Origin of the sequence: Gillisella taibaishanensis, assembly GCF_001938985.1 — a bacterium.
GTDB lineage: Bacteria > Pseudomonadota > Alphaproteobacteria > Rhizobiales > Rhizobiaceae > Allorhizobium > Allorhizobium taibaishanense.
Window position 1 is genome coordinate 192,237 of sequence record NZ_MKIN01000018.1, and the last position, 26,235, is coordinate 218,471.

General features: G+C 60.0%; 23 protein-coding genes and 2 tRNA genes. 15 read left to right on the forward strand and 10 right to left on the reverse strand.

Annotated elements, in window-relative coordinates; genetic code table 11:
* Nucleotides 1-349 precede the first annotated feature (349 nt).
* The 3 genes from ppdK (at nt 350) to BJF91_RS03205 (ending at nt 6,020) form a co-directional block, all read left to right on the forward strand.
* Complete coding sequence (ppdK, locus tag BJF91_RS03195; RefSeq protein ID WP_075613022.1) at nt 350-3,028, forward strand: pyruvate, phosphate dikinase; 2,679 nt, start codon at nt 350-352, stop codon at nt 3,026-3,028.
* 210 nt (nt 3,029-3,238) lie between these two features.
* On the forward strand, nt 3,239-4,675 hold the full coding sequence (locus tag BJF91_RS03200; RefSeq protein ID WP_075613023.1) for a pilus assembly protein TadG-related protein: 1,437 nt from the start codon (nt 3,239-3,241) through the stop codon (nt 4,673-4,675).
* Nucleotides 4,676-4,946: 271 nt separating this feature from the next.
* Nucleotides 4,947-6,020 (forward strand): hypothetical protein, encoded by a 1,074-nt coding sequence (locus BJF91_RS03205; protein WP_139310565.1) that lies wholly within the window; start codon nt 4,947-4,949, stop codon nt 6,018-6,020.
* A 9-nt stretch (nt 6,021-6,029) separates the two neighbouring features.
* Here BJF91_RS03205 and BJF91_RS03210 read toward each other — a convergent pair whose 3' ends face one another.
* Nucleotides 6,030-7,052, reverse strand: a complete 1,023-nt coding sequence (locus BJF91_RS03210) for a LysR family transcriptional regulator (protein WP_234801530.1) — start codon at nt 7,050-7,052, stop codon at nt 6,030-6,032.
* A 116-nt stretch (nt 7,053-7,168) separates the two neighbouring features.
* Between BJF91_RS03210 and BJF91_RS03215 the strand changes: the two genes are divergently transcribed.
* The 3 genes from BJF91_RS03215 to thrH all read left to right on the forward strand — a co-directional run bounded on the left by BJF91_RS03215 (nt 7,169) and on the right by thrH (nt 9,352).
* Entirely contained in the window at nt 7,169-7,927 is a 759-nt protein-coding gene (locus tag BJF91_RS03215; protein WP_075613025.1) for a 2OG-Fe dioxygenase family protein, read from the forward strand.
* A 127-nt stretch (nt 7,928-8,054) separates the two neighbouring features.
* Nucleotides 8,055-8,681 carry a LysE family translocator gene (locus tag BJF91_RS03220; RefSeq protein WP_075613026.1) on the forward strand — a complete coding sequence of 209 codons (627 nt, stop codon included), beginning with the start codon at nt 8,055-8,057 and terminating at the stop codon, nt 8,679-8,681.
* Nucleotides 8,681-9,352 carry a bifunctional phosphoserine phosphatase/homoserine phosphotransferase ThrH gene (gene thrH, locus BJF91_RS03225; protein ID WP_075613027.1) on the forward strand — a complete coding sequence of 224 codons (672 nt, stop codon included), beginning with the start codon at nt 8,681-8,683 and terminating at the stop codon, nt 9,350-9,352. The genes BJF91_RS03220 and thrH overlap by 1 nt, the downstream gene beginning before the upstream one ends.
* Nucleotides 9,353-9,513: 161 nt before the next feature.
* Here thrH and BJF91_RS03230 read toward each other — a convergent pair whose 3' ends face one another.
* The 3 genes from BJF91_RS03230 to BJF91_RS03240 all read right to left on the reverse strand — a co-directional run bounded on the left by BJF91_RS03230 (nt 9,514) and on the right by BJF91_RS03240 (nt 13,207).
* Nucleotides 9,514-10,878 carry an HlyD family type I secretion periplasmic adaptor subunit gene (locus BJF91_RS03230; RefSeq protein WP_083943081.1) on the reverse strand — a complete coding sequence of 455 codons (1,365 nt, stop codon included), beginning with the start codon at nt 10,876-10,878 and terminating at the stop codon, nt 9,514-9,516.
* 10 nt (nt 10,879-10,888) lie between these two features.
* Complete coding sequence (locus BJF91_RS03235) at nt 10,889-12,685, reverse strand: type I secretion system permease/ATPase (RefSeq protein WP_075613028.1); 1,797 nt, start codon at nt 12,683-12,685, stop codon at nt 10,889-10,891.
* A 445-nt stretch (nt 12,686-13,130) separates the two neighbouring features.
* Nucleotides 13,131-13,207: transfer RNA gene (locus BJF91_RS03240), tRNA-Pro, on the reverse strand.
* 295 nt (nt 13,208-13,502) lie between these two features.
* On the opposite strand from BJF91_RS03240, the gene BJF91_RS03245 reads away from it, so the two are divergent.
* The 5 genes from BJF91_RS03245 to BJF91_RS24700 all read left to right on the forward strand — a co-directional run bounded on the left by BJF91_RS03245 (nt 13,503) and on the right by BJF91_RS24700 (nt 18,458).
* Nucleotides 13,503-13,919 carry a hypothetical protein gene (locus BJF91_RS03245; RefSeq protein ID WP_075613029.1) on the forward strand — a complete coding sequence of 139 codons (417 nt, stop codon included), beginning with the start codon at nt 13,503-13,505 and terminating at the stop codon, nt 13,917-13,919.
* A gap of 360 nt (nt 13,920-14,279) precedes the next feature.
* Nucleotides 14,280-15,029, forward strand: coding sequence for a phosphoadenylyl-sulfate reductase (locus BJF91_RS03250; RefSeq protein WP_075613030.1), 750 nt, complete (start codon nt 14,280-14,282; stop codon nt 15,027-15,029).
* Between the two features lie 129 nt (nt 15,030-15,158).
* On the forward strand, nt 15,159-16,115 hold the full coding sequence (cysD, locus tag BJF91_RS03255) for a sulfate adenylyltransferase subunit CysD (RefSeq protein WP_075613110.1): 957 nt from the start codon (nt 15,159-15,161) through the stop codon (nt 16,113-16,115).
* A 1-nt stretch (nt 16,116) separates the two neighbouring features.
* Nucleotides 16,117-17,637, forward strand: a complete 1,521-nt coding sequence (cysN, locus tag BJF91_RS03260) for a sulfate adenylyltransferase subunit CysN (protein WP_075613031.1) — start codon at nt 16,117-16,119, stop codon at nt 17,635-17,637.
* A gap of 245 nt (nt 17,638-17,882) precedes the next feature.
* Nucleotides 17,883-18,458 (forward strand): hypothetical protein, encoded by a 576-nt coding sequence (locus BJF91_RS24700; RefSeq protein WP_139310566.1) that lies wholly within the window; start codon nt 17,883-17,885, stop codon nt 18,456-18,458.
* A gap of 174 nt (nt 18,459-18,632) precedes the next feature.
* Here the strand turns inward: BJF91_RS24700 and BJF91_RS03265 are convergent, their stop codons facing one another.
* Nucleotides 18,633-18,887 (reverse strand): type II toxin-antitoxin system RelE/ParE family toxin, encoded by a 255-nt coding sequence (locus BJF91_RS03265; RefSeq protein WP_210288993.1) that lies wholly within the window; start codon nt 18,885-18,887, stop codon nt 18,633-18,635.
* Between the two features lie 26 nt (nt 18,888-18,913).
* Nucleotides 18,914-19,186, reverse strand: a complete 273-nt coding sequence (locus tag BJF91_RS03270; protein ID WP_075613033.1) for a CopG family ribbon-helix-helix protein — start codon at nt 19,184-19,186, stop codon at nt 18,914-18,916.
* 326 nt (nt 19,187-19,512) lie between these two features.
* On the opposite strand from BJF91_RS03270, the gene BJF91_RS03275 reads away from it, so the two are divergent.
* The gene (locus BJF91_RS03275; protein WP_075613034.1) at nt 19,513-20,271 is read left to right on the forward strand and encodes a glyoxalase superfamily protein; all 759 of its coding nucleotides are present in this window, start codon (nt 19,513-19,515) and stop codon (nt 20,269-20,271) included.
* Nucleotides 20,272-20,467: 196 nt separating this feature from the next.
* Here BJF91_RS03275 and BJF91_RS03280 read toward each other — a convergent pair whose 3' ends face one another.
* Nucleotides 20,468-21,553: a LacI family DNA-binding transcriptional regulator gene (locus tag BJF91_RS03280; RefSeq protein WP_075613035.1), complete on the reverse strand. Its 1,086-nt coding sequence runs from the start codon at nt 21,551-21,553 to the stop codon at nt 20,468-20,470.
* 427 nt (nt 21,554-21,980) lie between these two features.
* Between BJF91_RS03280 and BJF91_RS03285 the strand changes: the two genes are divergently transcribed.
* Nucleotides 21,981-22,910: a DUF1499 domain-containing protein gene (locus BJF91_RS03285; RefSeq protein WP_075613036.1), complete on the forward strand. Its 930-nt coding sequence runs from the start codon at nt 21,981-21,983 to the stop codon at nt 22,908-22,910.
* A 10-nt stretch (nt 22,911-22,920) separates the two neighbouring features.
* On the opposite strand, the gene BJF91_RS03290 is transcribed toward BJF91_RS03285, so the two are convergent.
* From BJF91_RS03290 to BJF91_RS03300, 3 genes are all read right to left on the reverse strand, one after another.
* The gene (locus BJF91_RS03290) at nt 22,921-23,844 is read right to left on the reverse strand and encodes an MBL fold metallo-hydrolase (protein ID WP_075613037.1); all 924 of its coding nucleotides are present in this window, start codon (nt 23,842-23,844) and stop codon (nt 22,921-22,923) included.
* 71 nt (nt 23,845-23,915) lie between these two features.
* A complete protein-coding gene (locus BJF91_RS03295) occupies nt 23,916-24,212 on the reverse strand; it encodes a cupin domain-containing protein (RefSeq protein WP_075613038.1) in 297 nt (98 codons plus the stop codon).
* 124 nt (nt 24,213-24,336) lie between these two features.
* Nucleotides 24,337-24,897: a type 1 glutamine amidotransferase domain-containing protein gene (locus BJF91_RS03300; RefSeq protein ID WP_075613039.1), complete on the reverse strand. Its 561-nt coding sequence runs from the start codon at nt 24,895-24,897 to the stop codon at nt 24,337-24,339.
* Between the two features lie 224 nt (nt 24,898-25,121).
* Between BJF91_RS03300 and BJF91_RS03305 the strand changes: the two genes are divergently transcribed.
* Both BJF91_RS03305 and BJF91_RS03310 read left to right on the forward strand, forming a co-directional pair.
* A tRNA-Gln gene (locus BJF91_RS03305) sits at nt 25,122-25,195 on the forward strand.
* Between the two features lie 200 nt (nt 25,196-25,395).
* Nucleotides 25,396-26,232, forward strand: coding sequence for a hypothetical protein (locus BJF91_RS03310; RefSeq protein WP_075613040.1), 837 nt, complete (start codon nt 25,396-25,398; stop codon nt 26,230-26,232).
* Nucleotides 26,233-26,235 lie beyond the last annotated feature (3 nt).

Below are 26,235 nucleotides of genomic sequence, written 5' to 3' on the forward strand. Positions count from 1 at the left end.
TGAGCCAATTTGCGACAGGACGTCGCAAATCTTCGAAGATTCAAAGGCTTGGGTCGTGAAAACGAGGATGGCGCCTCCAGCGGGCGCTTATGCGTCCTCTCAGGGAAATTGCGCTGCAAGACGATCTTAGCGGGCTTGTGCCGCAATTATGCTGCAATGCGGGATACGTTTGATATTATGAGATTTTCAACGGCGCGGGAATGCGCTAAACCTTTTGCTGAGGCACAGCATCGGACCGAAAAGTGCGAAGCGGTTTTCGGATCATCTGATGCGCAAAAATGTGATCGGCTGATCGTGAGAGGCGCTTGATCGATCAGCGAATGTGATGTCGGTGGAGAGAGACGACGCAATGGGGAAGTGGGTCTACAGCTTCGGCGCCGGCAAGGCGGAGGGGGGCGCTGGCGATGTCGAGCATCTCGGCGGCAAAGGGGCCAATCTTGCTGAGATGGCAGGCCTTGGTCTGCCGGTTCCGCCGGGATTGACGATCGTTACCGACGCCTGCACCCATTTCTACGCCCATGGCCGCACGCTGCCCGAGGAAATGAAGGGCGAGGTTCTCGCCGGCCTCAACAGGATCGAGTCCGAAACCGGCCGTTATTTCGGCAGTGCCAAAAACCCGCTGCTGCTGTCGGTGCGCTCCGGTGCGCGCACCTCCATGCCGGGCATGATGGACACGGTTCTCAATCTCGGTCTCAACGACGAAACGGTGGTCGGCCTTGCCCATAGCGCCGGTGACGCCCGCTTTGCCTGGGACAGCTATCGCCGCTTCATCCAGATGTATGGCGATGTGGTGCTGGGGATCGAGCATGAAATGTTCGAGGAAATCCTCGACCACGAAAAAGGCCGTTTCGGTCACGAACTCGATACCGAACTGACGGCAGACGAGTGGAAGCATGTGACAGCACTCTACAAGCAGCTGATCGAGGACGAACTCGGCGAACCATTTCCGCAGGAGCCGGAAGTGCAGCTCTGGGGCGCGGTGGCGGCGGTGTTTGCCAGCTGGATGAATGCCCGCGCCATCACCTATCGTCAGCTACACAATATTCCCGGCCACTGGGGCACGGCGGTCAATATCCAGGCCATGGTGTTCGGCAATCTCGGCTCCAGTTCTGCGACCGGCGTTGCCTTCACCCGCAACCCCTCGACGGGTGAGCGCGCGCTTTACGGCGAATTCCTGGTCAATGCGCAAGGCGAGGACGTGGTGGCGGGCATTCGCACGCCGCAGTCCTTAAGTGAAAAGGCGCGTCTGGAAAGCGGCTCCGACAAGCCGTCGATGGAAAAGCTGATGCCGAAGGCCTTTGCCGAGTTTACGGCGATCTGCGACAGGCTGGAAACCCATTACCGCGACATGCAGGATGTGGAATTCACCATCGAGCGCGGCAAGCTGTGGATGCTGCAGACCCGCTCGGGCAAGCGCACCACCAAGGCTGCCATGAAGATTGCAGTCGACATGGTGGCCGAAGGGCTGATCGACGAGGATGACGCGGTGTCGCGCATCGAGCCGTCGTCGCTCGACCAGCTGCTGCATCCGACCATCGATCCCCGCATGGCCCGAGAGGTGATCGGCTCCGGCCTGCCGGCGTCGCCGGGAGCGGCCACGGGCGAAATCGTGTTTACCGCCGAAGATGCGGTGACGGCCCGTGAAGAAGGCCGCAAGGTCATCCTGGTCAGGATGGAGACGAGCCCGGAAGACATTCACGGCATGCACGCGGCCGAAGCCATATTGACCACGCGCGGCGGCATGACCAGCCATGCGGCTGTCGTGGCGCGCGGCATGGGCATTCCCTGCGTGACAGGGGCTGGCAGCATGCGGGTCGATCTGCGCAATGGCGTGCTGCTCGGCATCGGCGTCAAGCTGAAGAAGGGCGACATCATCACCATCGACGGCTCTTCCGGCCAGGTTTTGCAGGGCGCGGTGCCGATGCTGCAGCCGGAACTGTCGGGCGATTTCGCAAAGCTGATGCAATGGGCCGACCGCACCCGCCGCATGACGGTGCGCACCAATGCCGACACGCCGGGCGATGCCCGCGCCGCCCGCTCCTTTGGGGCGGAGGGCATCGGGCTGTGCCGTACCGAGCACATGTTCTTTGAAGGCGAGCGCATCCATGTGATGCGCGAGATGATTTTGGCCGAAGACGAGGCCGGGCGCCGTGCCGCGCTCGACAAGCTGCTGCCGATGCAGCGCTCCGACTTCACCGAGCTTTTCACCATCATGCACGGCCTGCCGGTGACGATCCGCTTGCTCGATCCGCCGCTGCACGAATTCCTGCCGAAGACGGCCAAGGAAATCGCCGAGGTCGCGACCGCCATGGGCCTGGAGCCGCGGGCGCTGGCGCAACGCATCGAGGCGCTGCACGAGTTCAACCCCATGCTTGGCCATCGCGGCTGCCGGCTGGCGATCTCGTACCCTGAAATCGCCGAGATGCAGGCGCGGGCGATCTTCGAGGCGGCGGTGGCGGCGGGGCTTGAGACCGGTGCGCCCGTCGTGCCCGAGATCATGGTGCCGCTGGTCGGGCTGCGCTCCGAGCTCGATTACGTCAAGGGCGTCATCGACCGCGTTGCCTCCGAGGTCATGCGCGAGGGCGCTCTGGAAATTTCCTATCTGGTCGGCACCATGATCGAGCTGCCGCGCGCTGCCATCCGCGCCCACGTGATTGCCGAGGCTGCCGAATTCTTCTCCTTCGGCACCAACGACCTGACCCAGACCACCTTCGGCATGTCGCGCGACGATGCCTCGGCCTTCCTGCCGACCTATCAGCGTAAGGGCATTATCGAGCGCGATCCGTTCATCTCGCTCGATTTCGATGGTGTGGGCGAGCTGATCCGCATCGCCGCCGAGCGCGGCCGCCAGACCCGGCCGGACATGAAGCTTGGCATCTGCGGCGAACATGGCGGCGACCCGGCCTCGATCCATTTCTGCGAGGATGTCGGGCTGGATTACGTCTCCTGCTCGCCCTTCCGCGTGCCGATTGCCCGTCTGTCGGCAGCCCAGGCGACGATCAAGCAGCGACGCACAAATCTCGGCTAAAGCATTGGCGGGGACTGCTCATCAGTCATGGTTGAAGTAGATCAACAAAATATACTGCGCAAGTTGCTCAGTTCGATACAGATATGCTCGATATTTTGAATTTTATCAATTTCGTTTGCGGGCTGTTACTAACAATTTGGTAAGTGTTCAAACCAACAGGATTGAAGCGGCGGCGTGAGGCCGAAACGTTTCAGCAAAGGGTTGGTTATTATGCGTCTGAAAGCTCTGCTGTCGACCTTTGTCGATGATCGCCAAGGCAATTTTGCCATCATGTCGGCCATCTTGCTCATGCCGCTCTTGCTGGCGATCGGCGCAGCCATTGATTACAGCAATGCCCGTGATCACCGCAACGATATCCAGTCCATTGCCGATGCGGCGATCCTGGCGGCGGCCTCGACCTATTCCACGTCGTCGGGCACGTCGGCGCTGGAGTCGGGCATAGACAGCTATCTTGCCGCAGACGCATCCAAGCAGACCGACATGCAGAATATCGACAGCGCCAACGTGCTGCGGCGGCTGAGCGGCCCGACGCTGTCTGCCGACGGCAAGGAAATCTGCGTTACCGTCGGCGAGGGCGTGCCGACGAGTTTCATGCAATTGGCTGGCTATAAGACGGTCGATGTTGCCGTCACCTCCTGCGCAGCTCTGCCGGGCGATATCAATCTGGAAGTCTCGCTTGTGCTCGACGTCTCCAGCTCGATGATCGAAGAGGGCCGCTTCGCGCCGATGCAGACGGCGGTGAAGACCTTCCTGACCGCCTTTGCCAACAATGCCGATGTCGCCAAGCGCACCAAGATCGCCATCGTGCCGTTTTCCAGCCGCTTCAACATCGGCCTGACCCACAAGGACTGGCTGAAAGCCTATGGCGGCAATGGCGCCGTGCCAAGCCGCTGGACCGATCCGAAGTCCTATTACTCGTCGTCAAGCTACAGTTTCACAAACTGGGTCGATAACGTCACGCCGCTCGCCTATAACTCCAAGAACTATTACTGGATGGGCTGCGTCGAGCCGCGCGCCGACGTGGAAATGAAGGACAACGGCGCCATCGGCACCAATGGCCTGAATGACGCGCCGCCGACCACCGAAGCCTTCGTGGCGCAGGATTCCAACTCCGGCTCATCGACCAGCTTCTGCCCGCCGCCGATCGTGCCGCTCACCTCGAATTTCTCCACCTTGCAGAGCGCCATCACCAACATGACGTCTGAAGGCTCGACCCGCCTCGATGCAGGCATGGTCGCCGGCTGGTATACGCTGTCGCCGAAATGGCGCGGGGTGCTTGGCGGCGTGGCGCCGGCCGACTATTCCGAAAAGGTCAAGAAGGTCGTTGTCTTCATGACCGATGGCGAGATGAACGTCAAATTCGGACCGGCAAATGACGATAAGCTCGACTGGATCTGCAACAAGACGCGCACCAAGGACTGCAACGACATCGCCACGGATGCGCTGCTGACCACCTGCGGCTCGATGAAATCCAACGGCATCGATATCTACGCGATTTCCTATAGCTCGGAAGCCGATGTCCAGAACCTGCAGACCTGCTCGAGTGGCGCCAAATATTATTTCAGCGCCTCGACCACCAACATCAAGGACGTCTACAGCGCGATTTCCAAGAACATCATCGGCAGTACGGTGCGGCTGACCCAGTGATGGGGCCGCAGCCGAAAAGGCACTGAAGACAACAGGGCGGCGGCTTTCGCTGTCCTGCGGGTGACAAATCGCCCAGATTGTGAGATAGGCCGGGATCAGAAACGCTTGTAGCGCGTCGCGATCACCAGGTCGATCGGCCGCTCTAGCCTTCTGTGTTGCGCATTTTCGGACGGGAAATCCGTTCCCACTTTCCCTGGAAATGCTCTATTTTTGACGCGGGTCCACAGGGGCGCTTGGCGCTTCAGCGGACCTGCTCGAGAGGCCAATGCCGATGAGCGACCCCCGCCGGACCCAATCGACGGCAACTCCGTCCCGCAAGCGCCGCCGCAAGGGCCAGGACGTCTCCAGACCTGAAGACGCTGCCGGCAAAGTCGTACCTGGTGCGGGCACCGCGCCGGCAAAGCGCAGGCCGGCCGAGGTTGCGACCGAGACGCGCCGGGAGCGGCTGAGAGCGGTCACCAAGACTGACCGGTTTCGCGCCAGCGCGCTGCTGGCCGGCTTCGGCCTGTTTCTGCTGGCGGTCTCCCAGAGCCTGCCGCATGAATATGGCTTCACCGAGCTTGGCGCGCTCTTCACCTTCTCCGTCTATGACTTGGTTCTTGCCATGCTGGGCATGGCGGTCGCTTGCGCCATGATGAAGACACGCCGGCAATTCGCACTGACGGTCGGCGTGTTCTTTGCCGTCGTCTCGGTCATGTTGCTATTCTTCGATCCGATCTTCGTTACGATCCGCGACAGCGCGCTCGGTCAGGTTCTGTACCTGATCGCTCCCATCGCGGTGGCGCTGACAGGTGCCAGCCTCTGGCTGCCCGACCGTTGGCGCGACCGGGCGCTTCCGGTGGCCGCCGCCGTGCTCGGCTTTTCCTTTTCGCTGTTTGTAGGGCTCGACGATTTCGGCGTCGGCATTCCGTCCTTCGCCGTCGCCTCGGTGCTGTCGGCGTTGTGGATCGTTCTGGCGCCGGCCTTCCTGTTGCGCTGTTTCAAGGGAGCGTGGCTTGCCATTCCCTCGCGCATTCTCGGCAGTTGGCTGCTGGTAATTGCCGTCATTGTCACGGTCTCGCTTTATGTGCCGCTGCCGATCAGGACCCAGCCGCAGATCAATCTCGGCCAGCCGGACCTTTCGGTCGATGGCGAGGATCCGGGCACGGCGCCGCTGCCTGACGGTACATCGCCGGCCCTTCAAGACCCCGCCCTTCAAGACCCCGCCCTTCAGGACAAGGGCGCCTATGGGTCTATGCAGAGCGATGGCACTGAAGTGCCTGACTTCCTGCAGGAAGAGCCGAAGCCCGATCCCAACGCACCTTCGGTTTTCGAAGGGCTGAAGACGCCGAAGATCGGCAAGTAGAACCGGCGATTATGGATAAAACCGCGGACGAGCGCCTGCGGTCTGCATGGCGGGCGGCTCTGGCGCCGCGCTAAGATGCGCCTGCATGCGCCGCGACAGCCAGTCGGCAAACAGTGTCCGGCGGGGATCGCTGGCAAAATCGCTATTGGAGACCGCCAGATACTGCGTTCCGTCCTGCTGGACCGGGCTCAGTGTCACCAGCCGTCCGGCGGCGAGATCCGAGGCCACCATGTGGATGGAAGCAAGCGCCACGCCCTGGCCGGCTGTCGCTGCTTCGATCGCCAGGTAGAAATGTTCGTAGAATATATCGGAGCCAAAGTGGTAGGGCAGGGGCTGGGTCAGATGCTGGGCCTGGTTTTGAACCTGCCCCTTGCGCCAGGTCAGCCAGGCATCCGGCCGCGAGCGCGTGTGCAGGGCCGGAATGGCTGCGGCCCGACGTTTCGCATCGCGCGCGTCATCCTGGCCGGCCTGCCTCAGCACTGCGGCCACCTCCGGCGTCGAAACCATCACCATGGCTTCGGGCGCCAGATCGCGCACGTATAGACGAGGATCGATAGCGAAATCATTGCGCCGCACCGCGAGATCCACATGATCGCGGCGAAAGTCGACCTTGCCGCCGGCGGCCAGAACCTTGACGTCGAGACCCGTGCAATTCTTGAGGTCACTCAGATTGTGGATCAAAAATTTCAGGCAGAGCGTCGGTTCGCAGGATACGATCAAGGGTTGTGCTTGCGTCCTGCTGCGGAAATCGGAAAGGACCTGATCCAGGTCCTCGAAGACCAGCGCCAGCCGCTCGGCAAGCTGACGACCGCGATCGGTGAGGAAAACGGCTCGGTTACGCCGGGAAAACAAAGATTCGCCGAGATTTTCTTCAAGGTTTTTGATCTGCTTGCTTATCGCGCCGTGGGTAACGTGCAATTCCTGCGCCGCAAGCACAAAACTCTCGTGGCGCGCCGCCGCCGCAAAGGCCTTGAGAGACCCCAATTGCGGTAGCCGGGACATCTTCGTTTTGTAATCGAAACCTTCGACCATGATATGTGAATTTTCCTCACGGATTTGGTCGAAAATATATCGATTTTCACGAAACACAACATATGATTGATATTTCTAACCGGCGGGATCCGCCGGGAAAATCGGAGCAATTTTCAATGCAAGGCAATATTTCAGTTTTAAAGCACAGCGATCCGGCCACCACGACCACTATCGATGTCTGCCGCCAGTTGCATGACTTCGATTTCTTGTTTCTCGACGGCAAGACTTTCCTCGACGTTATCGACCAAAGCCATTTTAGCAGCCAGGACATTGCCGATTTCCAGGCATCCTGGGACGATCTCAAGCCGGATACATATATGGCCGACGGCGGCAAATATCGCCTGCGCCGGCACGCAACGCTGACGGGCGCGCCCCAGGGCGGGCCTGTCCACCTGGAAAAGCACCAGCCGCATTACCAGACGACCCATTACAACCACTTGAACGGCGGCATTGAGCGCCATTTCGAGCCGGTCTTGCCCGCGACCCACGACAATCCCGTGATGAAGGCCATTTTGGATTTTGCCTCGAACACGTTTGGGTCGCTGTCGCCGTTTTCGACCTGGCATATCGAAATGCACCAGTTCCGCATCGAAGCCGTCCAGACCGGCGGCAAGCCCACGCCTGAGGGCGTGCATCGCGATGGTGTCGACTATGTGCTGATGGTGCTGGTCAAGCGCCACAATATCGAAGGCGGACAAACCTCGATCCTCGACCGTGATGGCCGCACGCTGGCTGAGTTCACGCTCGCCGATCCCTTCGATGCCGCCCTGGTCAATGACGAGCGTGTCGCCCACGGGGTGACGCCGATCCTGCCTGTCGACCCCGAGGATCGGGGCCTGCGTGACGTGCTGGTCATCACCTTCCGTCACAAATAACCGACTGCCGCAAGTTAAGTGCGGCCTGAACCTCACATTCCGCAACAGCCGCGCGCCTTGCGCGGCCGATGCTCGCCCCCGCTTGCCTGCATGATGGCCCAAACGCTTTGATGGAACCCCTGCCTTGATGGAACAAACGCTTCTCATCGCCTCGATCACCTGGCTCGCCGTGCTCAGCCCGGGCGCGGATTTTGCCATGGTATCGCGCAACAGCTTCCTCTATGGCCGCCGCTCGGGCCTGGCGGCTTCCGCCGGCATCGCCATTGCCTGCTGGTTTCATGTGATCTACGCGATGTTCGGGATCGCCATTGTCCAGCACATCTTTCCCAACATCCTCGACGTCATCAAGATCATCGGTGCCGCCTACCTCGTCTATGCTGGGATTTCCACCGCCCTCAGCAAGGTGCGCGATATCGAAGGCAGCCTGGTGCCGAACGACCGCTCGGTCGGCCGCGAGATGATGACGGGCATTCTTACCAATGGCCTCAACCCGAAGACCTCGATCTTCGTCATCAGCCTCTACACGCAGTTTATCGGCAAGGACACGCCGCTGTCTCATCAGCTTGCATGGGGGCTTTTCATCTCCCTGTCACACCTTCTGTGGTTTGCTGCCGTCTCGACATTCCTGTCCAACCCGGCCATTCGAACGGTCGTGCTGCGCCGTCAGCGCCTGTTCAATATCCTGATTGGGGTCGTGCTCGCCTCATTGGGCGCCGTCCTGTTCACCGCGGGCACATTGGGGAGTGGCGCATAATGACCGCATCCATCTTTTCCTTCGTCGATCTGGAAGGCGTGCTGGCGCCGGAAATGTGGCCGCATCTGGCTGACGTCTTCGGCGTTCCCGAGTTGCAGGCGACCACGCGGGAAATCCCCGATTATCGCCAGTTGCTCGACGAGCGCATCGGCCATCTTGCCCGTAAGGGCATTACGCTCACCCAGATCTGCGACACCATCGCCACGCTCGACCTGTTTCATGGTGCGGTCGACTTTATCGCGGCGCTGAAAGAACGCGGCCGCGTCGTGCTGGTGTCGGACTCGTTCCTGCCGATGAACCGGCATTTCCTGGAGAAGATCGGTGCGGACGAGGTCTTCTGCCACCGCTTCAAGACCGACGAGCGCGATATCATCACCGGCTTCGAATTCTGGAACGGTCTTGCCGGCAAGCACCTCTGCTTCGACGCGGTCGATACCGGCGAGGCCGCCACCTTCGCGATCGGCGATGCCCTGAACGACATCACCATGATCCGCGCCGCCACCCACGGCGTTCTGTTCCAGCCGTCGATGGCTACCCTGCTGGCCGCTCCCGACCTGCCGCCGACCTCTTCTTATGCCGAGGTCCTCGCCTATCTCGATGAGGTCACTGCAGCCGACACTCTGATGTCTCCCGCCCCCGCGAAGACCTTCCTGCGCAGCGCCTTCGGTTGATCCCGAAGACGTTGCCAGGGAGGGGTGGGCCATAGCATCGCGGTGAAATCATCACGGCGATGCTCGCTTCGCGTATCCTTTCGGCTTTGCTGTCCGATAATCCCGGCCCATTTTCGCAACCCTCAAATGATCGCAAACCGGCGCAAGATCTTCCCTAGCCGTTACCGCTCGCGAAACGCCTTGGCGAAATAGCCGGCGAGCGGCTTGGTGAGATAGGCAAAGGGCGAGCGTTCGGCGGTCTGGATGAAGGTTTCGACGGGCATGCCCGGCAGGACCTTGATATCGCCCAGCTTGGCGATCTCGTCCTTATCGGGCCGGATCTTTGCCTTGTAGAAGCTGTTGCCGGTCTTCTCATCGTTGAAGACGTCAGCCGACACTTCTATGACCGTCCCGTGAATATCGGGCGTCTGGCGTCGGTCGAAGGCGGCAAACACCAGATCGGCCGGCTGGCCGACATGCACCTGATCGATTTCATTGGGCGGCAGGTTGGTGGTGATGACCAGGCCGACATCCTGCGGGATGATATAGAGGATCGGCTCGGCTGCCTTCACCACGGTGCGCAGCGCGTGCACGGTCAGCCCGAAGACCACACCGCCGGTCGGCGCCGTCACTTCGGTGCGACCGAGCGTTTCCAGCGAGGACACCCGCTTCTGACGCAGTTCTGCAATCTGCGCCTCGGCATTGCGCAGATCGGTGATCGCCTGTTCGCGCAGCTGGCCGCTCACATTGAGGATGGCGATCTCGATTTCGGCGATCTTGGCGCGGGCCTCGGCAATGCTCGATTGTGTGGTGGCGATCTCGCCATCGGCCTCGACCGCGGAGCGCTGGAGGGTCATCACCTTGCTGGTCTGGGTCAGGCCGTCCTTCAGCAGCTTTTGCTGCACGGCCAGTTCCTCGCCGATAAGTTGCCGCTGCTGGGTCAGCGCCGCAAGCTTGGCATTCAGCCCCTCGATCTGCTGGGCCGTCTGGTGTTTGCGCTCCTGCAATTGCCCGACCTGCTTGTCGCGGTTTTCCTGGCGTGCCTGCAACAGATTGCGCTGGCCTTCCATGATGGCGCGCACATGCGGATCGGTCTTGGCCCGCTCGGTGAGTTCAGGATCAAAATCGATCTCGCTCTTGCCATTCTGCTCGGCCAGCAGCCGGCCGGCATTGCCGAGCAGAGAAAACAGCTGGTTCTCGATGATCGCCAGTTCCGACTGGTCGAGTTTTTCGTCCATGCGCAGCAGCACCTGGCCGGGCTGCACCACATCGCCTTCTTTGACCAGCAATTCCTGAACGATGCCGCCGGCCTGATGCTGCACCACCTGGCGGTTGGTTTCCACCTCGACCGTGCCGCTGCCGACCACGGCACCCTTGATCGTGGTGAGCGTGCTCCAGGCACCAAGCCCGAGCACGAGCACCGATAGCGCGCCGAAACCGACAAGCATATGGCCACGGCTCTGCCAGATCTGGCTCGGTGGCAGGTGTGGCGGGCGCGCAAGGGCTGCCGGTGTCGAGGAAGATACGGGTTGGGAGACAAGGCTCATCGTCGCTCTCCTATTGCTTACGAGGCGCGCCGGGGCCAAAGCCGGTCAGCGTCACGCCCGGTTTAGCAGGACCCTGCTGGCCCCCTTGAGCGGCGCCCACCACCTGAGCGGCATTGCGCAAATGCGCGCGCAGCACTTCGTCACGCGGGCCGAAGGCCACACGCGCACCGTTGTCCATGATCAGCACCAGGTCGCATTCTTCGATGGCCGCCGGGCGATGCGCCATGATCACGGCGGCACCACCGGCAGCCTTCAGGTTACGGATCGCACTGTTGAGCGCTGTCGAGCCCTCGGCGTCGAGATTGGAATTCGGCTCGTCCAGCACCAGCAGCACCGGATCGCCATAGAGCGCCCGTGCCAGGCCAATCCGCTGCTTCTGCCCGCCGGACAGCCGCTGACCGCTGGCCGGCAGGCGGGTGTCGTAACCGTTCGGCAGTTTCAGGATCATCTCGTGGGCGGCGGCCTTGCGTGCGGCGGCAATCACCTTCTCCGGGTCGGGATCGGCGGTCAGCCGGGCGATGTTTTCGGCAATGGTGCCCTCAAACAGCACCACATCCTGCGGCAGATAGCCGACATGCTCGGAGAGATCATCCGTGCCATATTGGTCGAGCGTTGCCCCATCCAGCCGGATTTTCCCGGCCATCGGTGGCCAGACCCCGGTCAGGAGCCGCGCCAGCGTCGATTTGCCGGAACCGCTTTCGCCGATCACACCCAGCGCCTGGCCGGGGGCGAGCTCGAAACTCATCATCCTGAGCGTCGCCACCGTTTCGCCAGGCGGGACGGATGTCACCTGCTGCACCTGCAAAAGCGCGCGTGGCCGGGGCAGGGCGGTGCGGGTGTCGGCATCAGGCACCTGATCGAGCAGGGCGCCGAGATTGCGCCAACCCTCCATCGCGCGCTGCATCAGGCCCCATTGGGCAATCGCGGTTTCGATCGGCGCGAGCGCCCGACCGATCAGGATCGAGCCTGCAATCATCGCACCGGCCTTGATCTCGCCGCGCAGCACCAGCCAGGCGCCGAGCGCAAGGATCGCCGATTGGAGAAAGATGCGGAAGGTTTTCGAGGCGGCGGTATAAAACCCATTGGCATCGGAATAGGCGATGCTGGCCGATAGCGATTGGAACCGCGCCGCCTGCCAGCGCGAGGCCGCACTGCGGCGCATGCCCAGCGCCTGCACGGTCTCGGCGTCGCGGGCGAGTGCCAGGGTCATCTCGTCGCTCACCCGGCCGGCCTCGGTTGCCTTGGCCTGATAGCGCTTGGTGCCGAGCTGGTTCATCAGCGTCAGCCCGATCAGCACCAGCCCGCCGGCCAGCGCCAGATAACCCATCCAGGGATGGAAGACGAAGATCACGAACAGAAACACAGGCGTCCAGGGAATGTCGAACACGGCAAACACTGCCGGCGAGGCAAGCATCTTCTGCAGCGCGTCGAGATCGCGCATGCCGCGCGGCCCGGCCACGCCCCGCGATGCCAGCGCCGAGCGGTCGAGCAGGGCGCGAAACACCCTGAGATCGAATTCGCTCTGGAACCGCGCCCCGATGCGCGCGGCAATGCGCGAGCGGACGTGATCGAGAATGCCCATGATCGCATAAAGCAGCACGACCAGCAGGAACAGCACCAGCAGTGTCGCCTCCGAGCGCGCCGCCAGCACCCGGTCATAGACCTGCAGCATGAACAAGGGCCCGGTCAGCACAAGCAGGTTGACGAAGAAGCTGAACAGCGCGATCGACAAAAATCCAGCCCGGCTACGCGCCAGCGCCGCCCGCAATTCATCCGCGCCGCTGGGCGCACCCTGTTTCCGGATCATCCACGCTTCCTGATCAATCGGTTTTCAAAATGTCATTACAGCGCCGCGCGTTTTATAAACCGCGCAAAGCACGCTGTAACACCTTAAATCTGCTGCATAATTTTCTCCTTAAATCCGACCCGGCTTAAGGAATTATGCAGTAGGCAAAGACCACCCTGTAACCGGGCCGCCCTGAAGCCTACCCGGCCATCATGACCGTTTAATTTTTAAATATCGCTAACTTCATATCCATTCTCGCCCCCGGCCCCACACCGGTCAAAGACGAGATCCGCCGCGACAGCGTGGCGGATATGATGGGAGTATGCGCTGATGGGAGGGGGAAATCCAGAGGGCAGGAATAATTGCCGCCGCTGCGATATAAGGTGCGAGTGTGTAGGTTCGGCACCAGCCCTTTTAAGCCGGCGCCAAAAACGAAAAAAGCCCGCTGTTGCGGGCCTTTTCAAACTGGTCGGAGTGAGAGGATTCGAACCTCCGACCCCCACGTCCCGAACGTGGTGCGCTACCAGACTGCGCTACACTCCGTGACCAGTGGCGCCCGTATAGACCAAGCTTTCGGGATAGACAAGCGGGGGTTCTTAAAAAAATGACAGCCTCGCGACAGTGGCTGGAAAGCCGCAGCCAGCACCGTTTTGAGACAAGTTGGCGTTATCCTGCAACTTGGTGATTTCCAATGGAAAGTTTTGGCGATAAAGGCGGAACATAAGGTGGCAACAGGGTGCTTGGCAGGGGCTCTGCCGGGGCTGGCCGCTCTCAAACACGCAGGGTTTCTGGCGCGCGGTGCGGCAATCCCTGCAAGCGGATGACTGAGGGATAGGATATGAAATTTCGGATCATGCTGACGGCTTCTCTCGCCTTGGCGCTGGCTGGATGTACAACGGCATCCGGCATCGTGCCGATGGAGAAGAAGAACCTGGTGGAAGAGCGCTGGGTCAACCAGCCCGCCGGTGCATTCTTTGCCAAATACGGCCCGCCCTTCAACGACGAGCAGGCCGGTGGCGGCACTGTCTATAGCTGGCGCGGCGGCTTCCGCACCCGCACGGTCGCTCCGACCTATGCCCAGGGTCCCGATGGCAAGCGCGGCAAGGTTTCCAAGGCCGGCCGCACCGAATACCTGCGCTGCGAAGTCCGCATCACCGTCTCCTCCGATTACGTGATCCGCTCGATCAAGCCGATCTCCGACAGGCCCGTCGAAGGCGGCAAGACCTGGTGCGAGGAATTCCTCGGCGGCAACTAAGCCGGTCGATGGTGCACACCTCTATGGTGCGCATATTATAAAGAAGGTCGTGCCCGAAAGGGTGCGGCCTTTTCGTTGGTGCAAGGGGCTGCCGGGACCGACAAAAATCGCGCGAACGGAGTTTGACAAGTAAATCTACAATTATTATAGATTTAATCCGTCTGATATGTGCTCCTCGATGTCTCTTTACATTGGCATCGACTGTTCACTTTGCCTACCGCTGGCGAAGCCCGGCAGGAATTGCGTATTCCCCCCGGCTTTTAGTGAATTTTGCTCATCATCCATGGAGCCTTAAAAGGCGATTTCTGTCCTTTGGCGGCAAAAACCCCGATACTGCCGTCAACTGATAGGAAAGAGTTCATGACATCGCTCCCCCATATTGAAGCTGCTGCCTCGCTTGATGCGGCCTTCGTCGATCTCGATCTCACGGCCCGCCTTCGTCTGGTTGAAGAACTCGGCGGCCGCGCCGTTTTCACCACCAGCCTCGGCATCGAGGATCAGGTCATCACGGCGGCCATCGGCCTTGCCGGCCTCTCCATTGAGGTGGCGACGCTGGAAACTGGCCGCCTGTTCAAGGAAACGGTGGACCTGATCGCCGAAACCGAAGAGCGTTTCGGCATTGCCATCAAGCGCTACCGCCCGGCGCAGGACGATATCGACGCTTACGCCGCCAAATACGGCCTTAATGGCTTTTACGAGAGCGTTGAAGCCCGCCACGCTTGCTGTCATGTGCGCAAGCTGGTGCCTCTGGCCAAGGCGCTGGAAGGCGCTTCGGTCTGGGTCACCGGTTTGCGCCGCAGCCAGTCAGGCAACCGGGCCGCCACGCCCTTCGCCGAATATGACGCCGAGCGCAATCTGATCAAGATCAACCCGCTGGCCGATTGGTCGCTGGATGCCATCGACGCCTATGTCGAGCGCGAAGCGGTGCCGGTCAATCCGCTGCATGCGCGCGGTTATCCCTCCATCGGCTGCGAGCCCTGCACCCGCGCCATCAAGCCCGGCGAGCCGGAACGCGCCGGCCGCTGGTGGTGGGAAAACGACGAGAAGCGCGAATGCGGCTTGCATGTGCCCGAAGCCGCCATCCCGTCACTCAATTCAAGTTCTCTTTAAACCGCCGCCGTCTGCGCCTTGCTGCAATCTGCCGCGCAAGGCTAGCCAGAAACCATCTTCGGCCAGTAGGATAAGAAATTCATGTCTGCACAGACTCAGCCGACAGCGCCCCAATCCGGGAACCAGATCATGCATCTGCACCAGTCCGAGTTCGACCCGCATTCCAAGGAGACGGTTACGCGCGCGCCGCTCGACCCGCATTTGAAGGCGCTGGAAAACGAGGCGATCCACATCTTCCGCGAAGTGGCTGGTGAATTCGAAAACCCTGTGATGCTCTATTCGATCGGCAAGGATTCGTCCGTGCTGCTGCATCTGGCGCGCAAGGCGTTCTATCCGGGCCGGGTGCCGTTTCCGCTGCTGCATATCGATACCGGCTGGAAATTCCGGGAAATGATCGCCTTTCGTGATGAAATGGCTCGCCGTTTCGATCTCGATCTGGTCGTTCATACCAATCCGCGCGGCAAGGCTGAAAATGTCACGCCTTTCACCCACGGCTCGGCGCTCTACACCGATATCATGAAGACCGAAGCCCTGCGCCAGGCGCTGGATGCTGGCAAGTATGACGCGGCCTTCGGCGGTGCGCGGCGCGACGAAGAAGCCTCGCGCGCCAAGGAGCGGATCTATTCCTTCCGCACGCCCGACCATAAATGGGACCCGCGCAACCAGCGTCCGGAACTGTGGAACGTCTATAACGGCATGATTAAGCGGGGCGAAAGCGTGCGCGCCTTCCCACTGTCCAACTGGACCGAGGTCGATATCTGGCGCTACATCCAGGCGGAAAACATTCCGCTGGTGCCGCTCTATTTCGCCGAAAACCGGCCCTTTATCGAACGTGACGGCATGATGATCCTGGCCGAGGACGAACGTCTGGAACTGTTGCCCGGCGAAAAGATCCAGCATGGCTCGATCCGCTTCCGCACGCTCGGCTGCTTCCCGCTGACCGGTGCGCTGCGGTCTGAAGCCCGTACGCTCGACGAAGTGATCGCCGAGCTTGAAATCGCCACCGTCTCCGAACGTCAGGGCCGCGCCATCGACCGCGACCAGTCCGGCTCGATGGAAAAGAAAAAACGCGAAGGATATTTCTGATATGACCGCTAGCGCCACCGCACTCGCCGCAAACGCGCCTTCCGCACAGACATCAGAAGGGCTCTCCTTGGCAAACGCTGTTCCCCAGTCCGAAGCTGCCTATACCGGCCGCGATTCTCGCCCGCTGCGGCTGATCACCTGCGGCTCCGTCGATGACGGCAAGTCGACGCTGATCGGTCGGCTGCTCTGGGACACCAAGGCCGTGAAGGAAGATCAGGCCGCGACGCTGCGCCGCGACAGCGGCAAGCAGAACGACCTCGGCCTGCCGGACTTCGCCCTGCTGCTCGACGGTCTGCAGGCCGAGCGCGAACAGGGCATCACCATCGATGTCGCCTATCGCTATTTCGCCACCGACAAGCGCTCCTTCATCGTCGCCGACACCCCCGGCCATGAGCAATATACCCGCAACATGGCAACCGGCGCTTCGACCGCTGATCTCGCCGTGCTGCTGGTCGATGCCCGCGCCGGCATTCTCGAACAGACCCGCCGCCACGCCACCATCGCGTCGCTGATGGGCATCAAGCAGTTCGTGCTGGCGATCAACAAGATCGACCTTACCGGCTATGACAAGGCTGGTTTCGACGCCATCGTCCATGCCTTCAAGGAAATCGCCCTGACGCTTGGCGTGCGCCAGGTCACTGCCATTCCGATGTCGGCGCTGAAGGGCGAAAACGTCGTCTATTCCGGTAAGGACGCCATGCCGTGGTACGATGGCCCGACGCTGGTGGAAACGCTGGAACGCGCCACCTCGCGCTCGGCCCAATCGACAGGTTTCCGCCTGCCGGTGCAGCGCGTCTCGCGCCCTGGCGAAAGCTTCCGCGGCTATCAGGGCACGGTTGCCGGTGGCGCAGTCAAGCCGGGCGACAGCGTCGCCATCCTGCCGTCTGGCGCGGTGGCCAATGTCAAGCAGATCGTCACCTTCGATCTGGTGCGCAATGCCGCTGTTGCCGGCGACGCTATCACGCTGGTGCTCGACCGCCAGGTGGATGTGTCGCGCGGCGACATGATCGTCTCGCTCGACGCCGAGCCGCAGGTTGGTCTTGCTTTCGACGCGCAGCTTGTGGCACTGCAGCCCGACGGCATCCAGCCCAACAAGCGCTATTGGCTGAAAAGCGGTTCGCGCCGCCAGCGCGTCCAGGTCAAGCCGGTGCTGGCGCTCGACCTGAAGAACGGCAAGTGGAACCCGGCCGATGCGCTGGCCATGAACGCCATCGGCAAGGTGCAGCTCGCCTTCGACGAAAAGGCGGTTTTCGACCCCTATGAACAGAACCGCTCCACCGGCGCCTTCATCCTGATCGACCCCGACACCAACAATACGGTGGCCGGCGGCATGATCACTGCCAAGCGCGCCGATGTCGATGACCTCAACAAGGGCGAAGCCCGCGTGCTGCTGTCGCTGCCCGCCGATCTCGCAGACCAGATCATGGCCACCGAACTCATGGCCGCCCGTCGCGACGAAGTCGAACTGCGCCGCGTGACCACGGGGCAGGCAAGGGATCTGCTGGATGGGATCGAGGGGTAAATTTCATCGGTTGATGAACTAAATGCATCGAAGCCGCCGCGCGTTGGGGAACGTGTAGCGGCTTTTTGTTTGCCCGGTTTCGATGGTATCTAGAAGTCAAGAGACGATAACTTTAACGACCTTTGCTCGACCTTGTTTAGTTCGCGTAATTTGTCGATAAATTTGCAGAAAAGAAAATGAAAACCTTGTAAGCGGCATTTATATATCCCAACTATATAAAATATGAAGCTGCTTTGGAGGTTGACGTGGATAAGAGCGTCCTTTTCGGTATAGGAACTGCTCTCGTTTCGTTTTTGCTGCCATATGCGGTGAAGTCAATGCCCACGTCTATATCGATGTCTGGTGTTGCTTTGGGTGTCGTCATTATAGGGACGGCCCTTTTACCCGATAGGTTGCAACCCACGCTGTTTCAGGTTTCTGCTTATGCGGTTTCGGTCGCGATTTTTGTTGCGACATTAGTGTCCCAGCTTTCCAATCTGGAAGATGACATCAAGCCGAGAACAATACTAAAAGATTCAACAGGAGCACACAAAATGGATCAGAGCGATGACAGACCGACAAAATCCAACGGGATAATTGTCGGGACTGATATCAATAACTCGGGCGGAGGCGTCGGCATGATGGTCGATTCCCACAGTAATGGTACTGTCCCCTCAGTGGGAGCTGAATCAGTCGTTCATGTCGAAGCTGGCCAAAGCGCTATTGGAACCAGAGTTGTCCAATCAGGTCCAGGTGTTGGACTGGTTGTGAGACAAACCGGCCCTGGTGTTGGTTACCGCTCTGTTGTGATTGTAGGGTCTCCGGGAAATGAAAAAAAATAATAAATTACAGGGAACGTAATTATCCGTAAGTAGACATGAATTGTTTAATTTTATTAAAGAATATCTGCGATGTTTAATAATATAAAGTCATCGTGTTGATTTTGGTATTTTGAGAAATTATTTCTGAAATTTATGTTGCAATTAACAGCCTCTCGTTTCGAACTGGTCTGAGTATCAAAATTTCGTTTCCCTCTGATGCTTGAATGCCAAAACATAGACCGTATCCTCGGCAGGTTCGTAGCGAAATAATGCGACATAGCCGCTTTCGCCAAAGGGGATAATCAACACCCGCATGTCAGGCATATCAGTAAGCGGGCGGCCGATATCGGGTGTCTGTTCCAAGAGCAGAAAGTGTCGTTCGATGGCTTGACCGGCGCGTTTCGCCGCGTCCGGTGTCTTGGTCGCGAGGAAACGCCTGCAGCGCTCCATGCCTTCCAGAGCGGGTCGGGTGACGATTACTCGTGGCACTCGGGCGCTGCCGTTTCGTTATCCGTTCCCCAGCCGTTCAGCCAGCCACGCACTTCAGCGCCGCTCAGGTGCCGACCGGTTTCCTGGTGCTCTGCCCAGGATGCCATGGCTTCCTGCTTGAAACTCTCGCGCGCCTCTTCGCGTTCCACATATTGCCTGACGGCTTCCAGCATGATCCAGTGCGACGACCGCCGCTGCTGGTTGGCAAGCTGCTGGACGCGCGCTTTCAGCCCATCATCGATCTTGAGAGATGTCGCCAATGCGGAGCCTCTTATTACCCGGTGATACCTGGTAATACTATATGGACTTATTTCCTCTGAGTCCAGCAAGGCGTGGTACTACAGACCGGGTGCGGGCGGCGTCAATCCCCCGCAAGCGCCGCTATGGGTAGGCCTCCGCTCGCTCGAAAAGCTTGACAGGGCGCGACCGAGCCATCATCTTTCCGGCAAGGCTGATGCTGCCTGCCGCTCACGCCGTCTAGGGAATGGTGAAAGCATCCAGAGGCGATCAATGTCCTTGCGAAGGGTCGATCCGTCAGCAATGTGGGCACTGGCTTTTGGGATTGACCCATCACAGGGAAAACTCAATGCATAGCTACCGTGATGCCAAGCGCATGGCGAAAATCCTCGAAAACTCTTTGCGCGAAAAGAATCTTACTATCTCCCATGGCGAGAGCCTCGATCTGATCGCAAGACAGTTTGGGATGGCCGATTGGAATATTCTGTCTGCCCGTCTGAAGCGGCAGGAAGCGGCGGACGAGCGCCGTTTGCAGGAGCTTCAATCCTGGTATTTTCTCGCGGAATATCCAGAAGAATTCGATTACGGTGGCGATGTCAATCCGTTTGGCTGCGGTCGTCATGCTGCCCTGATCCATTACACCAGAACTGCATCCAGTCGATATCGAACGCCGCAGCGGGTGTTTGCGACACTCATGCAAACTGTGTCGGCAGTTCCCTTTGCCGGAAAACGGCTGAGGGTGAGTGCGGATCTTGCCACGCAGGCCGTCTCGCTTGGCGCAACCATTTGGGTCCGCGTCGATCAATCGCCTGGACATGTCCTGGCATTCGACAATCTGCAGCATCATGCCAATGGATGGCTGTTCGGCGACAATGACTGGACGAGGCGCAGCATCGTGATCGACGTGCCCGGCGAGGGTAGCCGAGAGCTCTTCTTCGGCTTCTTCCTGAAAGGCTCAGGCAGCGTCTGGGCCGCCGATTTCAGCGTTTCGATCGTTGATAGCGACGTTTCTCTGACGAAAGAGCCGGCGGGCGCAAATCGGCGAGAGTTGAACTGGTTGGTGCCTAACAATCTCGATTTCTCGAAAACCGTTTCCCGAATTCCCTGATCGCACGTTTGTTCGAAAAATGATGCCGCGCAGGAAAATTTCAGTCGTCGAAGCCTGCGCGGTTCGGTCCTGCAAGACATTCTGAAACCTCAGGACATCTTAAAGAACGGCCACGTGATCTCGTGGCAGCAGCGTGACGTCAATCGGCCGCCCGACCCCGTTCTATAGATAACGGCAGTCGCGTTCTGGGACTTCTCTACAGGGTTTTGGCGCCAAGGCAAGTGTCGGACACCTCCATCTGGACGCTGCGGCGGGTGGAGCCGCGGGCGATCAGTTCGAAGCCGAGATCGATCGTCTGCTCCTGGCGTCGTTTGTCCTGACCGCGGATGATCATGTCGACGGCGCGGTAGCCGAGTTGATAGAGCGGCGTGCGCACCGTGGTCAGCGGCGGTACCGTATGGGCGCAGTAGTCGAGATCGGTAAAACTGCACAACCCGAGCCGATCGGGCACGGCAATACCGCGCCGCTGACACTCGAAAAGCAGGCCGAGCGACAGGTCGTCGTGGTCGCAGAGGATTGCGTCGATCTCGGGGTCTGCAGCAAACAGCTGATCGAGTGTATTGCCGCCAGAGCCGATCGTATCGGTGCTGTCGACGCTGACTTCGAGAGCAGGGTTATAGAGCCCCTCCGCAGTCATGAACCTGCGATAGGCCTCCAGCCGCATCTGTACCGGAATGTCCGAGCGGCTGGCGCAAAAACCGATACGCCGATAACCTACGTCGAGCAGATGGCGCAGCGCCGCCTCGGTTGCGGCTCGATTATTGATACCCACAGCCATGTCGACCGGCGGATAGCTGATATCGAGTAGCTGCACGACGGGGCAGGGTGCATCCTTCAGAAGGTCGGTCACACGCGGGTCGATCTGCACGCCGCCGATGATGATGCCGGATGGCTTTTGCCCGAAAAACTGCTTGAGCTGATGCACTTCCTCGGCAGGATCGTAGCGGGTGTTGACATACTGTATACGCAGGCCAGAGCCCCATGCGCGATCCTCGATACCCTTCATGACCCTTGGAAAGATGTTGCTGCCCAGCAGCGAAGACAAAACCCCGATCGTGTTGCCGGAGCGGCTGGCCAGCGCGCGCGCGGCGTAATCGGGCACGTAGCCCAGTTCCTCGACAATTTTTAAGATGGTTTCACGCAAGCCCGGAGACACTTTTTCGGGCTTGTTGAGCGCCCGGGAAATGGTAATCGGACTGACGCCGACCTTCTCCGCAACTTCATTCAGTGTCAGGCGATTGCCTGCCGTCCTGCTCTTCTTCCCCACTCTTCCCCCGGTCATTGGCTCCCGCTGCCAAGGTCGGCAGCCACTTCTACAGAAAACTATGCCGTCTTACTCTGCCTTCCTATCGCTATAGTTGAAAACTATCTTCCTTAAGAGTTTTCTCATGCTAATAAAGGCAGACGGAGAAGACAACTTGAAATTGCTTTTTTCACCATAGTTTACGAAATATAGCCGCGACTGGTTTTTGCTTCCGTGGATTTTTTTGCACTGACGATACCGGGCGACGACGTAATCAGCTATGGAAGGCAGACATGCCCAGGTGCATGGTGAAGACACGCGCTTTGCGCCACAGCCTCATCGTGTCCTGGCACATAATTTTGCCTGCCGGCAAAGCCGTCTTCTCAAGGGTCGGTCATATGGGAACCGATCAGGTGTCGGGTCTGGAACCAACGGCGGGCTATCACTTTGGAGACGGCGCGTCCGCATGACCATCCGCTTCATCCGCCCTGTGTCATCAGCCGCCCGCTGGGCCTGGCGATTGTCCATGCTGGCCTTCCTGCTCCTGGTCGGCGCGTGGCTCGGCGCCCGGTTCGGTCCCTTGCAACTGCCCAGTTTCGTGCTCGCCGTGCTGGTCTCAGGGGCGCTTGCGGCCTTGTCTGTCCTGTTTTCCCTTTGGGGTCTGTGGCGGCTCTGGCAGATCGGCGCCAAGGGAGGCCTTGCTTCCAGCCGGGCGCTGGTGCTCGCCATCCTGCCGCTTGCGGTCCTGATGCTCGGCGCAGAACGTTACCGTTCGCTGCCGCCGCTTTTTGAAATCGTCAGCGATCCCAGTGATCCGCCCGCCTGGATCGTGCCGCCGCCGCATCGGCGAAGCTGGCTGGCGCGCCCGGGCATTGACGCCGCGACGCAGGCCGATCTGCAGGCCGGCGCCTACCCGACATTGACAGTGCGCCGCTATGACGGCGCCCTTGACCGTGTTTATCAGGCCGTGCGCAAGGTGGCCGCAGATCAGCGGTTTACCGTCACCAGCACGCGCGGTGCCGCCTATGCCCGGCCGGATTTTCAGCCGCCTGCAGCGGCGGGGACAGCAACCGGCGGGCTGGCGCAAGGGCCTGCCGTTGGGCCTGCCATGCCGCCTGTCCCCGTGCCTATGCCGCGTCCGGAGCCGCAACCGGAAGATCTGCGTCCCGACAACGAGCCGCCGGGGATCATCCGCATTCAGGCCACCGCCCGTAATGGGATCCTTGGTTTTCCCTGGGATATCCTGATCCGGCTGCGGGAAGAGGAAGAGACTGTTCTGGTCGATATCCGTGTGGCCAGCCGGGACACGCCGCACGACCTCGGCGTATCCGCTTCCATCGCAAATGCCTATCTGACAGCGCTGGACGGTGAATTGCTTGGCATCGCCAGCCGGTAACGCGGTTACTTCAACCGGGATGAAACCGCGAACCTGCCAGCACCGGGCCATCGGTTCTGACCGCGCCACGCTCTGCCAGATCTTCCAGATGCGCAAGCAGGGACAGCGCTGCCGCCTTGTAAAGATCCGGGCTGATATCGCGGTAGATTGCGGCCAGGAGGTCGTCCAGGGTTCGGTCCCCGGCCTGCACCCTGGCAAGGATCGCTTGCTCGCGGTTCAACCGGTGCTGCTTCAGGACCGCCACATGCGCAAGCGGTGACAGAACCGGGCCGCCATGGCCAGGCAGATAGACGCGGTCGACCCGCGCGAGCAACCGGTCGAGCGAGGCCATGTAATCGCGCATCGAGCCATCGGGCGGGGCAATTACCGTTGAAGCCCAGCCCATCACGTGATCTCCGGAAAACAGCACGCCGTCGCCGGCAGCTGGCCCCTTCAGGGCAAAGGCCGCGTGGTTGGCGGCATGGCCCGGCGTCAGCACCGTTTCCAGCGCCCAGCCGTTGCCTTCAAGCAGCTCGCCATCGGCAAGCGTGACATCCGGCAGCAGGTCGATGTCGCTGCTTTCGCCAAAGGCCGCCGCTTCGCCCGGATGCAGCGCCCGCGCCAATCGGTGAGGACCTTCGGCCACCAGCAGCGCCCCGGTCAGCGCTTTCAGCCGGAGCGCCAGGCCCGAATGATCCCGGTGGGTATGGGTGAGCACGATATGGGTGAGCTCGCGGCCACGCAGCGCCAGTTGCAGCGCGTGGAAATGCGCCTCGTTGTCAGGACCGGGATCTATCACGCAGACCGAGCGCTCGCCGACAATATAGCTGTTAGTGCCCTTGTAGGTCATGACGGAGGCATTGTTGGCGGTGATGCGTTCGACGCCGGGCAGGATGGGCACGCGACGGCCGTATTCGGCCTGATAATCGGCACTGACAGACAGGTTTTCGCTCATGCGGGAAGATCTCGGGATGATGGCAGGGCGCCATGGGGGAGTCGAGTAGGCGCTTCAAGTCCGGCAAGCGGTCATTTGTATTCGATTTCGATGAAGCTCATCGGTTCGCTGCCGCCATTGATGACGTTGTGCTCGACACCGGCATCACGCCGATAGGCCTCGCCCGTGCGGCTGGTCACGCGGCGCTCGCCGGCGCTGTCTTCGATCAGGAAATGGCAATCGGTCATGGGGATAACGACATAGCCGAGCCCGTGCACGTGGTGGCCGGTCGCAGCTCCCGGCTCAAAGTCCCAGCGAGTCACGCGCACCACGGCATCATCGATCAGCACGGTGGCAATGGCGGGCGGGCGGGCGGAATATCCGGGCATGATGACTCCTATAACAATGCCTGCATGATAGGCAAAACCGGGAGCGGGTAAAGCCGCCGCTGCACAAAAGAAAACACCCTTTCGCGAGGAAAGGGTGTTGAGATCATCAGACGTGGAAACGGCGTTATGCAGCCTGGCGGTCGTGGCGACCTTCTTCGACTTCCTCGACGATCTTGGCCACGAAGGCATCGAGATCACCGGGATTGCGCGAGGTGATAATGCCCTGATCGGCGACCACGGTCTGGTCTACCCAGCGGGCGCCTGCATTCTTCACGTCGGTGCGAATTGAGGCATAGGAGGTTGCCTGACGGCCGCGCAGCGCATCGGCTTCGACCAGCAGCCACGGACCGTGGCAAACGGCGGCGACCACCTTGCCGGACGCGACGAAATCGCGCACCAGTTGCACAGCCTTCGCATCGGCACGCAGGATATCAGGGTTGATCTGACCGCCTGGAATGACCAGCGCATCATAGTTGCTAGCCGAGGCTTCTTCCACGGTAAGGTCGACATCGACAGTGTCGCCCCAGTTCTTCTCGGCCCAGCTCTTGATCGGCTGCTTCTTCAGGGATGCGATCGAAACATCGGCACCCTTTGCCTTGAGTTGCTCGAGCGGAACCCGCAGTTCAGAGCGTTCATAGCCATCTGTGGCCAGAATAAGGATCTTAGCGTCATTGATCTTGGTCATCAGTCTCAGTCCTTTCCTGTTCGTTGGTCTCGGCGGGACAACAGCTGGAGCCGGGGATCGTTCCGAAAATTTTAACGAATTTTACTCCCCAGGATTGTGGAACCTTTCCGAGACACGTTTATCGATCCACGAAAAATATCAAATCAGCGATTGCAGCGGCTCGCGGCTTTTGCTAATGACCGGCAAGACCAATGGGCTGGATCACCGGCTCTGCATGGTCGTGTTGGGGCGTAGCCAAGCGGTAAGGCAGTGGTTTTTGGTACCGCCATCCCTGGTTCGAATCCAGGCGCCCCAGCCACAGTTTTTCTTCAAAAAGTCTATTTTGTTCAGCAAGCAGGTCGGGCGCGATGTTCATCGATGCGCTTGGATCCACCTTGCCTTCAATTAACGTTGATAAAGGCTTGGCCGGTTTGCCAAGCATGGTGGGATCCATTACCAATGGCCACTGACTATAGAATGTGAAGGTTTGTTCCGGTGCCGGTAGAATTTCAGGATTTAGTGACGCACGGAATAGCTTTCAAACATTGCTCGACCCCGCTTTCAGACCTCAGTCTTGAGGAGCTGCGCCATATTATCGGCGATTTGAACAATCTATCCGAACAGCTCGGCTGCGTGGTGTTCGAGGCCAATGGCCGCTCCAAGTCCGATCTGGTGATTTTCGGCGGCAATCTAGAGCGGTTTTCGATGCTGTCGGTGGCGCGCGGGCTCGATGCACGGGTGTTTTACTTCCAGGATACCAAGAGCTGGTGGTATGGCGGCTCTGAATTGCTGCCGGATATCAAGGGCATTGCCACTTTCCTGCACCATCAGATCGGCAGTCGCCACTGTCTGGCTTTCGGCCAGTCCTCGGGCGGTTACGCAGCGCTTGCCGTTGGTGCGCTCAATCCGCATTATGATGTGCTGGCCTGTTCGCCGCAGGCCTTCTCGGATGCGGACGTCAAGAAAAGCTTGAATATTTCGTCCTGGATCAACGTCCAGTCGACGCCAAACTATCTGCTGGATCTGCAGGCCGTCTATGATAACTCGTACCGCACCGGATTTGCGGCGGCACTGTTTTCGGTTTCGGAACACCTCAACCCGAGCTACAGCTACTTCTGGATGGACCACCTGCATATGGCAAAGCTTGCGCTGGTGCCTTCCATCGACGTGTTCATGGCGGCTTCCAGCAACCATCCCATGGTACTGCAACGTGCCCCATTGTTTTCCGAGTATTTGAAGCAATTGATCGATGCCAGCGGTAAGCGCACACAGGTCAAGCGCGAGATCGTGAAAAAGCTGATCATGGAGATCAAGCCGGTCGTTTTGCCGGAACACGCGCCTCCACCCGGAGTGTGAAGC

Excerpts from the sequence above, each read along its gene's own strand:
- ppdK (WP_075613022.1), top strand. The coding sequence starts at position 350 with ATGGGGAAGTGGGTCTACAGCTTCGGCGCCGGCAAGGCGGAGGGGGGC.
- BJF91_RS03200 (WP_075613023.1), top strand. The coding sequence starts at position 3,239 with ATGCGTCTGAAAGCTCTGCTGTCGACCTTTGTCGATGATCGCCAAGGC.
- BJF91_RS03205 (WP_139310565.1), top strand. The coding sequence starts at position 4,947 with ATGAGCGACCCCCGCCGGACCCAATCGACGGCAACTCCGTCCCGCAAG.
- BJF91_RS03210 (WP_234801530.1), bottom strand. The coding sequence starts at position 7,052 with ATGGTCGAAGGTTTCGATTACAAAACGAAGATGTCCCGGCTACCGCAA.
- BJF91_RS03215 (WP_075613025.1), top strand. The coding sequence starts at position 7,169 with ATGCAAGGCAATATTTCAGTTTTAAAGCACAGCGATCCGGCCACCACG.
- BJF91_RS03220 (WP_075613026.1), top strand. The coding sequence starts at position 8,055 with ATGGAACAAACGCTTCTCATCGCCTCGATCACCTGGCTCGCCGTGCTC.
- thrH (WP_075613027.1), top strand. The coding sequence starts at position 8,681 with ATGACCGCATCCATCTTTTCCTTCGTCGATCTGGAAGGCGTGCTGGCG.
- BJF91_RS03230 (WP_083943081.1), bottom strand. The coding sequence starts at position 10,878 with ATGAGCCTTGTCTCCCAACCCGTATCTTCCTCGACACCGGCAGCCCTT.
- BJF91_RS03235 (WP_075613028.1), bottom strand. The coding sequence starts at position 12,685 with ATGATCCGGAAACAGGGTGCGCCCAGCGGCGCGGATGAATTGCGGGCG.
- BJF91_RS03245 (WP_075613029.1), top strand. The coding sequence starts at position 13,503 with ATGAAATTTCGGATCATGCTGACGGCTTCTCTCGCCTTGGCGCTGGCT.
- BJF91_RS03250 (WP_075613030.1), top strand. The coding sequence starts at position 14,280 with ATGACATCGCTCCCCCATATTGAAGCTGCTGCCTCGCTTGATGCGGCC.
- cysD (WP_075613110.1), top strand. The coding sequence starts at position 15,159 with ATGCATCTGCACCAGTCCGAGTTCGACCCGCATTCCAAGGAGACGGTT.
- cysN (WP_075613031.1), top strand. The coding sequence starts at position 16,117 with ATGACCGCTAGCGCCACCGCACTCGCCGCAAACGCGCCTTCCGCACAG.
- BJF91_RS03265 (WP_210288993.1), bottom strand. The coding sequence starts at position 18,887 with ATGGAGCGCTGCAGGCGTTTCCTCGCGACCAAGACACCGGACGCGGCG.
- BJF91_RS03275 (WP_075613034.1), top strand. The coding sequence starts at position 19,513 with ATGCATAGCTACCGTGATGCCAAGCGCATGGCGAAAATCCTCGAAAAC.
- BJF91_RS03280 (WP_075613035.1), bottom strand. The coding sequence starts at position 21,553 with ATGACCGGGGGAAGAGTGGGGAAGAAGAGCAGGACGGCAGGCAATCGC.
- BJF91_RS03285 (WP_075613036.1), top strand. The coding sequence starts at position 21,981 with ATGACCATCCGCTTCATCCGCCCTGTGTCATCAGCCGCCCGCTGGGCC.
- BJF91_RS03290 (WP_075613037.1), bottom strand. The coding sequence starts at position 23,844 with ATGAGCGAAAACCTGTCTGTCAGTGCCGATTATCAGGCCGAATACGGC.
- BJF91_RS03295 (WP_075613038.1), bottom strand. The coding sequence starts at position 24,212 with ATGCCCGGATATTCCGCCCGCCCGCCCGCCATTGCCACCGTGCTGATC.
- BJF91_RS03300 (WP_075613039.1), bottom strand. The coding sequence starts at position 24,897 with ATGACCAAGATCAATGACGCTAAGATCCTTATTCTGGCCACAGATGGC.